Source organism: Sorangium sp. So ce590, assembly GCF_051521365.1.
In the GTDB taxonomy this organism is placed as follows: Bacteria; Myxococcota_A; Polyangia; order Polyangiales; family Polyangiaceae; genus Sorangium.
In genome coordinates, this window is record NZ_CP150346.1 from 7639185 (window position 1) to 7651615 (window position 12431).

Annotated in this window: 12 protein-coding genes; 2 read left to right on the forward strand and 10 right to left on the reverse strand. The window is 72.4% G+C overall.

All coding sequences use genetic code 11. The features are described from left to right. Nucleotide 1: 1 nt before the first annotated feature. The 4 genes from WMF28_RS28590 to WMF28_RS28605 are packed head-to-tail and all read right to left on the reverse strand — an operon-like array spanning nt 2 to nt 2690. Complete coding sequence (locus WMF28_RS28590) at nt 2–280, reverse strand: MoaD/ThiS family protein (protein WP_437596495.1); 279 nt, start codon at nt 278–280, stop codon at nt 2–4. Beyond that, on the reverse strand, nt 273–1145 hold the full coding sequence (locus tag WMF28_RS28595) for a HesA/MoeB/ThiF family protein (protein ID WP_437596496.1): 873 nt from the start codon (nt 1143–1145) through the stop codon (nt 273–275). Before WMF28_RS28595 ends, WMF28_RS28590 begins: the two co-directional genes overlap by 8 nt. Further along, nucleotides 1142–2200: a cysteine synthase A gene (cysK, locus tag WMF28_RS28600; RefSeq protein ID WP_437596497.1), complete on the reverse strand. Its 1059-nt coding sequence runs from the start codon at nt 2198–2200 to the stop codon at nt 1142–1144. The genes WMF28_RS28595 and cysK overlap by 4 nt, the downstream gene beginning before the upstream one ends. A gap of 10 nt (nt 2201–2210) precedes the next feature. Next, nucleotides 2211–2690, reverse strand: a complete 480-nt coding sequence (locus tag WMF28_RS28605) for an RrF2 family transcriptional regulator (protein WP_437596498.1) — start codon at nt 2688–2690, stop codon at nt 2211–2213. Between the two features lie 295 nt (nt 2691–2985). On the opposite strand from WMF28_RS28605, the gene WMF28_RS28610 reads away from it, so the two are divergent. Then, nucleotides 2986–4674 (forward strand): acyl-CoA dehydrogenase family protein, encoded by a 1689-nt coding sequence (locus WMF28_RS28610; protein ID WP_437596499.1) that lies wholly within the window; start codon nt 2986–2988, stop codon nt 4672–4674. A gap of 489 nt (nt 4675–5163) precedes the next feature. Next, complete coding sequence (locus WMF28_RS28615; protein WP_437596500.1) at nt 5164–5970, forward strand: helix-turn-helix domain-containing protein; 807 nt, start codon at nt 5164–5166, stop codon at nt 5968–5970. A 392-nt stretch (nt 5971–6362) separates the two neighbouring features. Here the strand turns inward: WMF28_RS28615 and ptsP are convergent, their stop codons facing one another. From ptsP to hpf, 6 genes are all read right to left on the reverse strand, one after another. Next, nucleotides 6363–8360 carry a phosphoenolpyruvate--protein phosphotransferase gene (ptsP, locus tag WMF28_RS28620; RefSeq protein WP_437596501.1) on the reverse strand — a complete coding sequence of 666 codons (1998 nt, stop codon included), beginning with the start codon at nt 8358–8360 and terminating at the stop codon, nt 6363–6365. Next, complete coding sequence (locus WMF28_RS28625) at nt 8357–8641, reverse strand: HPr family phosphocarrier protein (RefSeq protein ID WP_437596502.1); 285 nt, start codon at nt 8639–8641, stop codon at nt 8357–8359. Before WMF28_RS28625 ends, ptsP begins: the two co-directional genes overlap by 4 nt. Further along, nucleotides 8638–9699, reverse strand: a complete 1062-nt coding sequence (rapZ, locus tag WMF28_RS28630; protein WP_437596503.1) for an RNase adapter RapZ — start codon at nt 9697–9699, stop codon at nt 8638–8640. The genes WMF28_RS28625 and rapZ overlap by 4 nt, the downstream gene beginning before the upstream one ends. Then, nucleotides 9696–10991: an HPr(Ser) kinase/phosphatase gene (gene hprK, locus WMF28_RS28635; RefSeq protein ID WP_437596504.1), complete on the reverse strand. Its 1296-nt coding sequence runs from the start codon at nt 10989–10991 to the stop codon at nt 9696–9698. The genes rapZ and hprK overlap by 4 nt, the downstream gene beginning before the upstream one ends. Next, complete coding sequence (locus WMF28_RS28640) at nt 10988–11467, reverse strand: PTS sugar transporter subunit IIA (RefSeq protein WP_437596505.1); 480 nt, start codon at nt 11465–11467, stop codon at nt 10988–10990. The genes hprK and WMF28_RS28640 overlap by 4 nt, the downstream gene beginning before the upstream one ends. A gap of 414 nt (nt 11468–11881) precedes the next feature. Further along, the gene (hpf, locus tag WMF28_RS28645) at nt 11882–12250 is read right to left on the reverse strand and encodes a ribosome hibernation-promoting factor, HPF/YfiA family (RefSeq protein ID WP_437596506.1); all 369 of its coding nucleotides are present in this window, start codon (nt 12248–12250) and stop codon (nt 11882–11884) included. Nucleotides 12251–12431: the final 181 nt, after the last annotated feature.

The window sequence follows — 12431 nt, forward strand, 5'->3', positions numbered from 1 at the left end:
CTCAGCCCCCGGCGATCGCCGGCACGATCGCGATCTGATCGCCGCCCTTCACGGGCGTCTTCAGCCCGTCGAGGAAGCGGATGTCCTCGTCGCCCACGAAGATGTTCACGAAGCGCCGCACCCCCTTCTCGTCGAGGAGGCGGTCGCGGATGCCCGGGTAGCTCTTCTCGAGGTTCTCGAGCAGCTCGCCGACGGTGCCGCCGGCGGCTTGGACCTCGTCCTGCCCGCCGGTGAGGGTGCGGAGCGGGGTCGGGATGCGGACGGTCGCGGTGTCAGCCATGGTCTTGGTCTCCAGTGTTGAGATGGGTCGGGGAGCCGCTCTCGCGGTCCTTTTCAACGTGGGTCGGGGAGCCGCTCTCGCGGTCCTTTTCAACGTGGGTCGGGGAGCCGCTCTCGCGGTCCCCTTCTTCTACAGCACACGAGATCACGTAGCGGGACGCGTCGATGGTCGCGATGTCGGCGCGCTCGCCGCACAGGGCGCAGCTGGGGCGCGCGGCGACAGGGACGCTCCGCAGGGTGTCCGAGAGGCCGTCGTAGGTCGCGATCCGGCCGTAGACCGACGTGTCGCCCGCGAGGATCGCGAGCGCCCGGTCCGCCGCGAGCGCGCCGGCCACGCCGCACACAGGGCCCGCCACGCCGGCCGTGGCGCAGTCCGGCGCGTCCCCGGTCGGCAGGTCCTCGAACAGGCAGCGGTAGCAAGGCCCCCCCTCCGCCGCCACCGCCATCACCGTCGTGCGCCAGCGGATCGCCGCCGCGTGCACAACCGGCGTCCTCGTGAGGCGACACACGTCGGCGATCAGGAACCGCGACGCGAAATTGTCGGTCGCGTCGACCACGACCGAGACGCCCGGCAGCAGGCCCGCCGCCGCGCTCGGCGCGAAGCGGCCGTGCCGGCGGTCGACCCGGAGCCCCGGGAAGCGGCGGCGCAGCGCCTCGGCGAAGGCGTCGAGCTTCGGGCGGCCGACGTCGTCGGCGTCGAACAGGATCTGCCGGTGCAGGTTGGTGAGATCGACCTGGTCGTCGTCGACCACCCGGAGCTCCCGCACGCCCCCCGCCGCGAGCACGAGCGCGGCGGGCGCGGCGATGCCCCCCGCCCCGACGAGGAGCACGCACCCGCGGATCGCCTCGCCGTCGCCGCCGCTCATCGGAAATACTCGTCCAGGCTGAAGTACCGCTCGCCTGTGTCGCAGAGGACCGTCACGACGTTGGCGTCGGGGCCGAGCTCGCGGGCGACGTCGAGCGCCACCCGCACCGCGGCGCCGGCGCTGATGCCGACGAGCAGCCCCTCCTGCCGCGCGAGCGCCGCCTTCGTCTCGTACGCGGCGCGATCGCTGACCGTGCGCACCTCGTCGACCACGCCCGGATCGTAGTTCGCCGGGACGAACCCGGCCGCGAGCCCCTGGATCTTCGTGGGCCCGCGCTCGCCGCGCGAGATCGTCGCGCACGACTCGGGCTCGACCGCGATGACGCGCGTCGCGGGGCGCAGCCGCTTGAGCACGCGCCCGACGCCGCTCACCGAGCCGCCCGTCCCCACGCCGGCCACGAACGCGTCGATCGCCAGCGACTGCCGCGGGCCGGACCGCCCGGGCCGGTCGAGGCCGGCCATCGCGTGCAGGATCTCCCGCGCGGTCGTCTCCGCGTGGACGCGCGGGTTGTCGGGGTTGTCGAACTGGCTGAGGATGACCGCCCCCGGGATCTCGGCCGCGAGCGCGCGCGCCCGCTCGATGGCGCCCTCCATCTGCAGCTCGGGCTCCGTCAGCACGACCTCCGCACCGTAGGCCTCGAGCAGCTGGCGCCGCTCCAGGCTCATGCTCGCCGGCATCGTCAGGATGCACCGGTACCCCTTGGCCGCGCACACGATCGCGAGCCCGATCCCGGTGTTCCCCGACGTCGGCTCGATGACCACGCCGCCCGCGCCCGCGCCGAGCTGCCCGCGCGCCTCGGCGCCCTCGATCATCGCGAGGCAGATCCGGTCCTTCAGCGAGCCGCCCGGGTTGTACTGCTCGGCCTTCCCGAAGACGCGCCCCCGGGGCGTCGCCACGTCGACGCGGCCGACCTCGAAGAGCGGCGTGTCGCCCACGAGGTCGAGCACGCTGTCGACGACGCGCGGGTGCGAGGGCAGCGGGGGCAGCTCGGCCTCGCCCGCCGCGGGTGCGCGGGGGACGCCGGGGGACAGGTCGGCTTGGTCGGGGCTTCTCATGGCTGTCAGCTCAGATCACGTAGGTCGACCGCTCCGGCCGCCCCTTGCGGTGCACGCCGAGCTCGACCCCGCGCTCACAGACGTCGGCGATCGACACCGAATCGAAGCAGCGCTCGATCGCGAGGGCCAGATCGAGAAACACCGCCGTGGGCGGATCGAACGGCGAGCTCTCCGGGCTGCCGTCGTCGTCCGGCACGAGCACCGCGACCGGCCCTTCCAGGGCGCGGACGACGTCGCCCAGGCTGATCTCGCTCGCCGGCCGCGCCAGGTGGTAGCCCCCGCGCGGACCCCGCTTCGAGCTGATGAGCCCGGCCTTCTTCAGATCCTGGAAAATCTGCTCCAGGAACCGGGCCGGGATGAGCTCCCGCTCCGAGATCTCGCGGATCTGCGTCGGCCGCCCGTCGTTGTGGAACGCGATATCGAACAATGCGCGCACACCGTAGCGACCCTTGTTCGAGAGCTTCACCGACAGCCATATGCATTGGTGCATCGGAGAAGTCAAGAACCGCACAAAGAGCGACTTGTGCTTCGTTCCGTGCGACACGGCACCCGAACAGCGCACAGAAACCGGGCGACGCGCCGAAATTGACAGCCGGGGTTCACCGTCCGCTGCGTCACGGCGACGCGTCGCTCGGCTTCCTGTTGAACCGGATGGGACGTGTTCAGTAGCTTCGAGTCGATGAGGCTGCGAGTCGCCGCGCCTGCCCACATGGGCGCGCGGAACCGGATCGACGCGTCCGCGTCGGACGGTTCGGGCTGCGGCGCACCAACCCAGGAGTCGGCCGGTGGCTTTCTATCAAGACCCCCCATCACTCGGGAACCAGTACGACGATGACCGCGTGCTGCGGTCCTACCTCGCGCGGGTGCTGCCGCGCGAGGTAGCCGCGTCGATCACGCCCTCGCTCCGGGAGATGGGCGAGCTCGCGGGCGGCCGCCTCTACCGCCTGCAGCTCGCCGATCGCCCGAACGAGCCGAAGCTCACGTCGTGGGACGCCTGGGGCAAGCGCGTCGACCAGGTCGAGGTGACGCAGCTCTGGAAGGAGGCGGCGCGGATCGCGTGCGAGCACGGGGTCGTCGCGACGGCGTACGAGCGGGCGCACGGCGCGCTCTCCCGTGTCCACCAGTTCGCGCTCGCGTACCTCTTCGACGCGTCGAGCGACGTGTACACGTGCCCGCTCGCGATGACCGACGGCGCCGCGCGGGCCCTGCTCGCGAGCGAGAACCGCGCGCTCATCGACCGCGCGGTGCCCCGCCTGACGAGCCGCGACCCGGCGCTCGCCTGGACGTCGGGGCAGTGGATGACCGAGCGCGCCGGCGGCTCGGACGTGGGGCGGAGCGAGACCGTGGCGCGGCCCGGGCCGGACGGGGCCTACCGGCTCTACGGGACGAAGTGGTTCGCCTCGGCCGCCACGTCCGAGATGGCGCTCGCGCTCGCGCGCCCCGAGGGCAACCCGGAGGGCAGCCGCGGGCTCGCGCTGTTCTACGTCGAGCTCGCGGGCGAGGCGGGGCGCCGCGAGGGCGTGCTGCTGAACCGGCTGAAGGACAAGCTCGGCACCCGCAAGGTCCCGACCGCCGAGCTCACGCTCGACGGCGTCCTCGCGACGCCCGTCGCGGGCCTCACGAACGGCGTCCGGGCGATCGCGCCGATGCTCAACGTCACGCGCACCTGGAACGCGATCGGCGCCATCGCGGGGATGCGGCGGGGGCTCTCGCTGGCGCGCTCCTACGCCCAGAGCCGCGTCCAGTTCGGCACGACGCTGGCGGAGAAGCCGCTGCACATGGACACGCTCGCCGAGCTCCAGGCCGAGTTCGAGGGCGCCTTCCACATCACCTTCCGCGCGATCGAGCTGCTCGGGCGCGAGGAGACGGGCTCGCTCACCGAGTCGGAGGCGAAGCTCCTGCGGCTGATGATCCCGCTCGCGAAGCTCACGACCGCGAAGCAGGCGGTGTCGGTGCTGAGCGAGGTGCTCGAGGCGTTCGGCGGCGCCGGCTACGTCGAGGACACGGGGCTGCCCCGCCTGCTGCGGGACGCGCAGGTCCTCACGATCTGGGAGGGCACGACGAACGTGCTCGCCCTCGACGCGCTGCGGGTGATCCAGAACGACGGCTCGCTCGACATCCTCGCGGCCGAGGTGGCGCGCCTCCTCACCGGCGTGGTCGAGCCGAAGCTCGCCGAGGCCGAGACGGCCGCGTCGCGCGCGGTGTCCCACGCCCGCGCGTGGATCAAGGAGATGGCCGCCAAAGACCGCCCCGGCCTCGAGGCGGGCGCCCGCCGGGTCGCGATCACCCTGGGCCGGGCGCTGCAGCTCGCCCTGCTGGTGCGCCACGCGGCGTGGGCCATGGACCGCGAGCGCAGCCGGACCGCGCTGGCCGCGGCGGTCCAGTTCGAGCGCAACGGGGTCGACTGCATCCGCGACCACGACCCCGACACCATCGGGGCGCTCGCCGAGACGCGGCAGAAGCCCGCCACCTGAACCGACGACGCCGCACACGGCACTGAACAGCGCCCCGAGCAACCCGGGTGCTGCGCCGCCTTCAGCGGCCGGATCCGTCCTGCCTCGCGAGCCTGCGACGAATTTTCCGCGGACTACCTGCGTTCTAAGCGCACAGAATAAATGATGGGTTTCAGATAGTTGCGGACGCCGTGACGGACCGGATGCGGACGATCTTTGTCCTACCGGCGCGCGAAGGCACTAGACGGAACTAACTGAACGGGCATACAGTAATCCGTAGCTGCGGCGCTGAACGCGTGCCCGACGGGGGCGGCGTGCGGGTGGTCCTGTCCCTGGGGGCGGGGGCCGCCGGCGCGGCGTCTCCGGTGGGGCGAGATCCGCCTGCGCGCGCCCGCTCCGGCGCGTGAGGGACTTCGTCCGCCTCGTGGACGGATCGGGCACGCGTGGCCCCGGGCACGCGTGCGGCGCGCGGTGGTGGCGAGCGCACACGACGAGCTGCGAAGAGGCGAGATGAAGACGCAATACACGCTGCTGTCCGGCGAGACGGTCGAGTTCGCGACGCCGACCGGCGAGCTCGGCACCTTCCTGTGCCGGGTGCTGGCGGCGGCCCGGGATCCGTCGGTGTCCGAGGCCGAGTTGACCGAGCTCGTCCTCGGTCCGGAGAACCCGCTGCTGGACAGGACCGCCGTGGCGGGGCGGAGCATCGCGACGGCGGAGGTGTACCGCGATCCGGCGTTCCACGTGATGCTCGACTGCCTGGCGCGCAAGCGGCTGCCGCCCGAGTCGGCGGTGGCCACGCCGCGGACGCGGTACACGATGACGGTGCCCGAGGCCGCGCAGCAGCTCGGCATCTCGGAGAGCGCGGTGCGCCAGGCGATCTACGCGGGGCGGCTGCGCGCGAGCAAGGAGGGCGGCACCTACTACCTCGATCCGCACGCGGTGGCGGGTTACCGGGTGAGCAAGCGCGGGCCGCGGCGGCAGGACCAGGACGCGAAGGGGCCGCCCGGGGGGACGCTCGACGCGCGCATCGGATCAGGCCCGGACGCGAGCTTCCGGGTGAAGCACAGCCGCGACGACTTCGAGCTGACGGAGAAGCGCGGACCGGAATGGACGGGCAGGATCCCGGCGGGGTGGCGGCGCATCGCCGTCCTCGGCACGTCGAAGGATCGCTCGCGTTACTGGGAGATCGAGCCGGCCGAGGGGGAGAGCGTGCTGCACTTCGAGGGATTCTACGTCCGCGGGGGCTTCCGCATCGTCGAGACCGTGAGCAGCACGCAGCGGGCCGTGGCGGCGTTCAAGGGGTTCCAGCCGCGATGAGCGCGGGCGGCGCCCGCCGGATCAGAAGCGGGCCTGGACGCTCGTTCCGACGCCGATGTTGTTCCTGGACAGCGCGGCGAGGTCGACGCGGAGGACGAGCGAGGCCTCGGTGTCCAGCCCCTCGATGAACCCCGGCATCTACCGAGCGCCACCGCGCAGGCGGTCAGCGCGCGCGACACGCGCGACGCGGCCGGCGCCGCGGGCGAACGCCCCGGCGCGCCCATCGCGCCGCGCGCCGGAGAGGGGGAGCCTCGGAGGGCGGTGTCGTTGCCCCCGGCGCCGCGTCCATGGCTGTACGGGACTTCATGGAGCGGTATCACGCCACGAAGCCATCCACACGAGCTCAAGCGAAAAGGAGGTGAGCGGGCGAGGCGGTCGACCCGCGGCGCAGGTCACCGCGCGTCGCGCTCTCCCGTGAGCAGATCGTAGAGATCCGGCGCGAACGCCGCGGCGACGCAGCACTCGACCTCCTCCGCCGTGGCGTAGGCGAGCGCCTCCGCCGCGACCGACTCGGCCTCGGCGACCGTCACGCGCCGGAGCGTCTCCTTGATTTCGGGGATCGCCGCCGCCTCCATCGAGAAATCGCGGAGGCCCAGGCCGAGCAGGAGCAGGGCGGCGAGCGGGTCGCTCGCCATGGCGCCGCAGAGCGAGACCGGACGACCGAACTCCTGCCCCGCCCGGATCACCTTCGTGATCAGCCGGAGGATCGAAGGATCGAAGGGCGAGGCCAGGTAGGCGAGCGAGCGGCTGGTCCGATCGACCGCGAGCGCGTACTGGATGAGGTCGTTCGTCCCGAGGCTCATGAACGCGGCCTCGCGCGCGAAATGGTCGACCATGATCGCCGCCGCGGGCACCTCGATCATCACGCCGAGCGGGATCTCGTCGGCGCACGGCTGGCCGCGGGCGCGCACCTGCTCCTGCGCGCGGTGGAGCAGCGCGCGCACCTGCCGGAGCTCGCCGAGGCCCGCGACCATGGGGATCATGATCCGCACGTCGCCGTAGGCGGAGGCGCGCACCATGGCGCGGAGGTGCTCGAGGAAGACGTCGGGGCGCGAGAGCGCGAGCCGGACCGCGCGGAGGCCGAGCATCGGGTTCATCTCCGGCGGCACCTGGAAGGTGGAGACGAACTTGTCGCCGCCGATGTCGAACGTGCGCAGCGTGACCGGCTTCGGGCGGAGCGCCTCGACGACGGCGCGGAAGATCTCGAACTGCTGGTCCTCCGAGGGGGGGGACGTGCGATCGATGTAGAGGAACTCGGTGCGGTAGAGGCCGATGCCGTCGGCGCCCTGATCGCGCGCGAGGATCGCCTCGGCCGGGAGCTCGACGTTGGCCCGGAGCGACACCTTGACCCCATCCTTCGACTGGGCCGCGCGGTGCCGGGACTCCGAGAGCTCCTTGGCGAGCGCGCCGAGGCGCTCGGCGCGGGCGCGCGCCTCGGCGAGCTCGGCGGGCCCGGGGCGGACGATGACCGAGCCGCGCAAGCCGTCGATCACGACGATGTCGCCCGTGATCACGCGCTGCAGCACGTCGCTGACGCCGACCACAGCCGGGATCTCCAGCGCGCGCGCCATGATGGAGGTGTGGCTCGTGCGGGTGCCGACCTCGGTGACGAAGCCGACGACCGGTTCGTCGACCATGGCCGCGGTGTCCGCTGGCGACAGATCGTGCGCGATGAGGATGGTGGGCCCGGAGAAGCGCGGCAGCGCCGCGCCGAACGTCGCGGGCATGGCGATCGAGTTCTGCAGCTCGATCAGGCTGCGGGTGGAGAGCGGCGAGGTGTCCCGTGAGGACGGCGGCTCCTGGGGCGGGAGGCTGAAGGCGCGCAGCAGGCGCTCGCCGACGAACATGACGTCGTGGCTGCGCTCGCGCAGGTAGGGGTCGTCGAGGGCGGCGAAGCGGCCGGCGATCGCCTCGCAAGCGGTCGCGGCCGCCCACTCGGCGCATTGCCGCTCCTCGGTGACCTGGCGCTTCACGGCGTCGGCGAGCACCTCGTCGCCGAGCATCAAGAGGTACGCTTCGAGGATCGACGCCTCGGCGCGGTGATCGCCGACGCGCTTCGCCATGTCGCGGAGCTCGTCCTGCGCGCGCTCGACCGCGGCCTCGAAGCGCTCGATCTCTGCCTTGATCTCGCCGGAGCTGACGCGGCGGCGCGGGTGATCCGTCCTGTGCCCGCCGATCACGACGGCGGCGCCGATGGCGACTCCGGGCGACCCGGAGATGCCCCGCAGCGTCTCGGTCCGGGCGCCGGGCGGCAGCGAGCTCCCGCGGGCGCCGGGCGTCGCCGGGTCGCTCGTCGCGCCGGGCGCCGCCGGGTCGCCCCGGGCGGCGTCCGCCGGGGCGGGAGGATCGCCCGGGGCCCCCGCGGAGAGCGCGCTCCGGCCGCGCGTCACTCGGGTTCTCCGAAGCGCGAGGCGATCAGCGCGCCGATGGCGGAGACCGCGTCGGCGGCCTGATCGCCGGTCGCGCGGACATCGATCACGGTGCCCATCGATCCGCAGAGCAGGAGCACGCCCATCACGCTCTTCGCGTTGGCCGACTGCCCATCAGGCCCGGTCAGCGAGATCTCGCAGTCGTAGCGGCCGGCGAGCTGCACGAGCTTCGTCGCGGCGCGCGCGTGCAGCCCGCGCACATTGATGATGGTGAACCGCATCGTCACCGGCTCGGTCGTCACCGCTCGCCCCCCGTCACGCTCTTGTCCGACGCCGGGCGAGACTCCGGCGCGGCCGCTCCCGTCTGAACCCGCCGGAGATCCACGCTGGGCGTCCCGGCCATGCCCTCACCCGCCCCCGAGGGTACTATACTACTGCTCACGCGGGCGACGTCCCGGTGCACGACCGTGATCGGGAGCCCCGTCTTCCGCCGCAGGCTGTCGCTGAGCACGTTGGTGAGCACGACGGAGCGGTGCCGGCCCCCGGTGCACCCGATGCCGATCGTGAGATAGCTCTTTCCCTCGCTGGCGTAGCGCGGCATGCAGAACGAGAGCAGCCCCTCCGTTCTGCTGATGAACTCGAGGGCATCTGCGTTCTTCAGGATGTACTCGCGCACCGGCTCGTCGTTGCCCGTCAGCTCGCGGAGGCCGTGGACGAAATACGGGTTGTCGAGGAAGCGGACGTCGAAGAGCAGATCGGCGTCGAGCGGGATGCCGTACTTGTAACCGAACGAGATGAACCGGGTGGACATCCGGGGCACATCGACCTTCGCCGGGCGCAGCCGCTCGATGACGACGCGGCGCAGGTCGTGCGTCGACAGCCGCGTCGTGTCGAGCTCGATGGTCGCCCTCGCCCGCAGCGACGCGAGCCGCTCGCGCTCGAGGAGGACGCCGTCGAGCATCGCGATGGCGCCGCTGCCGCCGGTCGTCAGCGGGTGCGGGCGCCGGGTCTCGCTGAAGCGCCGGAGCAGCGTCTCGTCCGAGGCGTCGAGGAAGAGGATCACCACGTCGCGGCCGACCCGGATCGAGTCGAGCGCCGCCGTGGCGCCCGCGAGGAACGAGCCCACCCGGACGTCGATGCCCAGGCCGATCCGGGTGATCCCGCCCGCCTCGCACGCCTCGACCGCCGGCTGGACGAGCGACGTGGGCAGGTTGTCGACGCAGAAGAAGCCGAGATCCTCCAGGGCGTGGAGCGCCGTCGACTTGCCCGCGCCCGAGAGGCCCGTGACGACGACGACGCGCGACGTCGCGCCGTCGGGCGGCGGCTGCGCGGGCGGCTGCGGATCGCCTCCGCCGCTCACCCTCGCCTCCTCGGCCGCGGCAGGCTCACGGACGACTCGGTGGCGTCGAACCCGGGGCTCGGCCGCTCCGGGGGCGGGGGCGGCCTCCCCCGCTCCACGGGCTGCCGGTAGGCGCTGCTCGGCGGGCTCTGCAGGTCCCCGTGGCCCGGCCGCGGCGGCCGGGGCGGGCCGTGCGGCGCCGCGTGGCGCGGGGCCCCCTCCTCCGCGAGCCTCACCGGCGGCGGGACCGACGACTCCTCGGCCGAGCGCTCGCGGAGCAGCTCGCCCTCGACGGAGCCGAAGAACTCGCGCGCCGCGTGGAACCCGGCGTTCTTCAGGAGCTCGTTGCGGGCGGCGACCTCGAGGATCGACGCCATGTCGCGGCCCGGGCGCACCGGGATGACGAGCTCGCGGATCTTCACGCCGAGGATTGTGTGGTACCGCTCGTCGAGCCCGAGCCGGTCGTACTCGGTGTCCTTCGACCACTCGACAAGCTTCACAACGACGTCGATCCGCTTCCGCTCGCGGATCGAGGTGACGCCGAAGAGGTCCTTCACGTTGAGGATGCCGAGGCCGCGCACCTCGAGGTGGTACCGGAGGAGCTCCGCCGGGGCGCCGAACACCATGCCGGGCGGGCGGTAGTCACACTCCACGGCGTCGTCGGCCACGAGCCGGTGGCCGCGCATCACGAGGTCGAGCGCGCACTCGCTCTTGCCGATCGCGCTCGATCCCATGAGCAGGAGGCCCACGCCGAAGACGTCGACGAGCACGCCGTGCAGGCGGATGCGCGGCGCGAGGCGATCGTCGAGCAGCGCGTGCAGGGCGGTGATCGTGACGCTCGACCGCACCGCCGAGACGAGGAGCGGCGTCCCGCTCTCCTCGGCGCACTGCGCGAGCTCCGGCACGGGGACGAAGCCGATGCCGGAGCCGTTGGTCTCGAACGGCTGGTCGCCCTGCGTGATGATGACGCAGCAGAGGCCGAGCTCGAAGAAGCCGCGCAGCGACAGGAGCCGGTCCTCGCGGGTGAGCTTGTGGAGGAACGAGAGCTCGGTCTGCCCGAGGATCTGCACCCGCGTCGGGACGATGCCGTGGAAGTGGCCGACGAGCGCGAGCCCCGACTTCTGGATGCGGGTGTTCATGATGGGCCGGTCGAGGCCCGCCGCCCCGGCGATCAGCGTGAGCTCGATGCCGAGCCCTTCGTCGGCCATCAGGCTCCGCACCGTGAGGGCGGGGCGGTCGGGCCGCCCTGCGCCGGTGGGGGGCACCCGGCCGCCTCCGTCCCCTTCCTGTGTGCTGCCGCGCGAGCTGCTCATGATACCGACCTCCCTTCCTCGGCGGCGATGAGCTCGAACGCCGCCCGCCCGGTCGAGGCGCCGAGCAGCCGCCTTCTGAACGCCTCGTCCCGCAGGAGGCGGGAGATGCGCGCCAGCGTCTTCAGGTGCTCCCCGGTGGCCCGCTTCGGCCCGATCACGGCGACGAGGATGGACACCGGCGCCCCGTCGATGGCGTCGAAGTCGATCGGCTTCGGGCAGAGCAGCACGGCGCCGATCAGCCGCTCGACGCCCTCCATGGCGCCGTGGGGGATGGCCACGCCGCTGCCGACGCCGGTGGACTGCAGGCGCTCGCGCTCGGCGAGGACGCGCTCGATGTCCTCGGTCTTGACCCCCTGCTGCCCTGTCGCGAGCAGGGCGGCGAGCCGGTGGAGCGCGTCCGCCTTGGAGCGGACGACCCCCTCCTGCTCGCTGGCGACGGAAACCTGGTGCGCGGTCAAGATGTCGCAGACTTGCATGCTGATTTCGGCGCTCGGGAGAGGTGAGAGGGCTCTGGAGTGGCGCCCGTGGCACGGACGGCGCGGCGCTCGGCCAGGGCCAGGCGCGCCGACGGTGGCCATCGTACCCTGGGGACCTCGGGTACGCGACTCAAGGACGCTATCGCGGCCAGCGGCCCCGGAGGGAGCGTTCTTCGCCTCGTGATCGCGGGCGACCGCCGCAGCGCGGGCGGCGGGATCCCGCACGCGTTGCCAGCACGCGTGCGGGATCAGGCCCGCGGCGACGATCGCCCTTCGACGCCGCGGCGGCTCGCTTGCGGGGAGCCGCGGCCGCCGCGACAGCGAGCGCGGCGGCTCACCTGCGGGAAGCCGCCGCCGCCGCCGCGACAGCGAGCGCGGCGGCTCGAATGGGGTGCGCCCCGCCGACTCGGCGGCTCAGGATCGGGTGCGTCCCGCCCCTGCCACCGCTTCCCTCTCCACCTCGGCGGCGTACTCTCCGGCGCTCGTGCCGCCGCGCTTGCGCGCTATGGTGTGCCCCTTTCCATCGCGGATCTGCCGCTCGATCTTGTCGTGGACCATGTCGATCGATGCGTACATGTCCTCACCCTGCTCGGTCGCCTGGAAGGCCAGGCTGCCGGAGGAGATGCGGACGTCGGCGACGTGGGTCAGGCCCTCGACGGAGAGGGTGACCTGCGCCGTCATCGCCTGCCTAAGGAATTTCTGGAGCTTGGCGACCTTCTCGTGAGCATACTTTTTGACGGCCTCGGTACCCACCATGTGCCGGAACGTGATCGTAATGTTCATCAGGCCAGCCTTCCTTCCCTGACGCGTACAGGAAACAATCGACTACGGATACAGAGCACCCCTCCATCTCCATAGTAACACTGCTGTAGAGCTCTGGTCTGCCCTCAACGGCGCGGCGCTTTCGTTTTGTTTGGCTCCGTTTCGTTCTGCTCGTTCTGCATGCCCTTGCTGGGTCTTGCCG

Excerpts from the sequence above, each read along its gene's own strand:
- WMF28_RS28590 (WP_437596495.1), bottom strand. The coding sequence starts at position 280 with ATGGCTGACACCGCGACCGTCCGCATCCCGACCCCGCTCCGCACCCTC.
- WMF28_RS28595 (WP_437596496.1), bottom strand. The coding sequence starts at position 1,145 with ATGAGCGGCGGCGACGGCGAGGCGATCCGCGGGTGCGTGCTCCTCGTC.
- cysK (WP_437596497.1), bottom strand. The coding sequence starts at position 2,200 with ATGAGAAGCCCCGACCAAGCCGACCTGTCCCCCGGCGTCCCCCGCGCA.
- WMF28_RS28605 (WP_437596498.1), bottom strand. The coding sequence starts at position 2,690 with ATGCACCAATGCATATGGCTGTCGGTGAAGCTCTCGAACAAGGGTCGC.
- WMF28_RS28615 (WP_437596500.1), top strand. The coding sequence starts at position 5,164 with ATGAAGACGCAATACACGCTGCTGTCCGGCGAGACGGTCGAGTTCGCG.
- hprK (WP_437596504.1), bottom strand. The coding sequence starts at position 10,991 with ATGAGCAGCTCGCGCGGCAGCACACAGGAAGGGGACGGAGGCGGCCGG.
- WMF28_RS28640 (WP_437596505.1), bottom strand. The coding sequence starts at position 11,467 with ATGCAAGTCTGCGACATCTTGACCGCGCACCAGGTTTCCGTCGCCAGC.
- hpf (WP_437596506.1), bottom strand. The coding sequence starts at position 12,250 with ATGAACATTACGATCACGTTCCGGCACATGGTGGGTACCGAGGCCGTC.